General features: G+C 66.7%; 1 protein-coding gene. It reads right to left on the bottom strand.

What is annotated here, in order from left to right; translation table 11 throughout:
• Positions 1 to 121: 121 nt before the first annotated feature.
• Positions 122 to 1,420, bottom strand: coding sequence for a serine--tRNA ligase (serS, locus tag ACT6Y9_RS10910; RefSeq protein WP_295480556.1), 1,299 nt, complete (start codon positions 1,418 to 1,420; stop codon positions 122 to 124).
• Positions 1,421 to 1,596 lie beyond the last annotated feature (176 nt).

The raw sequence follows: 1,596 nt of genomic DNA, 5'->3' as shown, positions 1-1,596 counted from the left end.
GCGCCGGGACCGTCCGCAGACGGGCGCCAGCGCTTCGTGCGTTCGGGGCTCCGCCGTTCGGGACCTCTTCCCGGGCGCCGGACCGGCGCCCTAATGGATCCCGGACGGAGGAGGTTCTTCCTTACTCCCCGGCGGGGACGATCTTCTCCTTGCCGTTCATGTAGGGACGCAGCGCCGTCGGGATCGTCACCGACCCGTCAGCGTTCTGGTAGTTCTCGAGGACGGCGACCAAGGTGCGGCCGACGGCGAGGCCCGAGCCGTTCAGGGTGTGCACGAGGCGGCTGCGGCCGTTCTCGTCCTTGAAGCGCGCGCCCATGCGGCGGGCCTGGAAGTCCTCGCAGTTCGAGCACGAGCTGATCTCGCGGTAGGTGTTCTGCGCGGGGATCCAGACCTCGAGGTCGTAGGTCTTGCACGAGCCGAAGCCGATGTCGCCCGTCGAGAGGGCCATGACGCGGTACGGCAGCTCGAGCTTCTGGAGGATCGACTCGGCGTCGCGCGTGAGGCTCTCAAGTTCGTCGTAGGAGTGCTCAGGGCGGACGATCTTCACCATTTCGACCTTGTCGAACTGGTGCTGGCGGATCATGCCGCGCGTGTCGCGGCCGTAGGCGCCCGCCTCGGAGCGGAAGCACGGCGTGTGGGCCGTGAGGTAGATGGGAAGGTCGGAGGCCTTGAGCATCTTGCCGGCGACGGAGTTGGTGAGCGTCACCTCGGCGGTCGGCACGAGGTACATCTGCTCCATGTCGCTGTAGGCGCCGCCCTTCTTCGCGGCGAAGAGGTCCTCTTCGAACTTCGGCAGCTGACCCGTGCCCGTCATGGTCGAAGCGGTGACGATGTAGGGGGTGTAGCACTCGGTGTAGCCCTGCTCACGCGTATGGACGTCGAGCATGAACTGCGCGAGGGCGCGGTGCAGATGCGCGACCTCGCCCTTCATGAAGCAGAAGCGCGCGCCCGAGAGCTTCGCGGCCGTGTCGAAGTCGAGCCCGAGCGGGGCGCCGACGTCCACGTGGTCCTTGATCTCGAAGTCAAAGGTGCGCGGGGTGCCCCAGCGGCGAACCTCGACGTTCTCGGTTTCGTCCTTGCCGATCGGCGTCGTGGGCGAGGGGAGGTTCGGCACGCGCAGAAGCAGGTCGTGGAGCTTCTCGAGCGTCTCATCGAGCTCGCTCTGCAGCTCGGCGAGTTCGGCGGGAATGGCGGCGGCCTTGGCGAGGAGCTCGGTCGCGTCCTCACCCGCCTTCTTCTTCATGCCGATGTCCTTCGAGAGCGCGTTGCGCAGCGCCTGCAGCTCCTCGGTCTTCTGCTGCACGTTCTTGCGGCGGTCCTCGAGCTCAGTGAAGGCCTCCACGGGGAAATCGAAATTGCGCGTCTTCAGGCGAGCCACCACTTCCGGGAGGTTCTTCCTGAGCATCGTCACATCGAGCATGTTCTCTTGTCCTAGGGTGTTTGAGTAGCGCGGTGGAGGGCCCCCCGTCGACCGGGGCGCCCCCGCTGCGCGGGAATTCACGTCGTGCGGACGGCGTGCGGGAGCCGCCGTCACGGGAAACAGTCATTTTCGCGGTTTCCACGCCCGCATGCAAATCAGCCCTGTCCGCGGCGGCG

It is taken from the genome of Sutterella sp., from assembly GCF_052272535.1.
Lineage (GTDB): Bacteria > Pseudomonadota > Gammaproteobacteria > Burkholderiales > Burkholderiaceae_F > Sutterella.
This window is presented reverse-complemented; position numbering and strand designations above follow the sequence as displayed.

What these genes read in the sequence shown, in the direction of transcription:
- serS (WP_295480556.1), bottom strand. Translation starts at nt 1,420, where the DNA reads ATGCTCGATGTGACGATGCTCAGGAAGAACCTCCCGGAAGTGGTGGCT.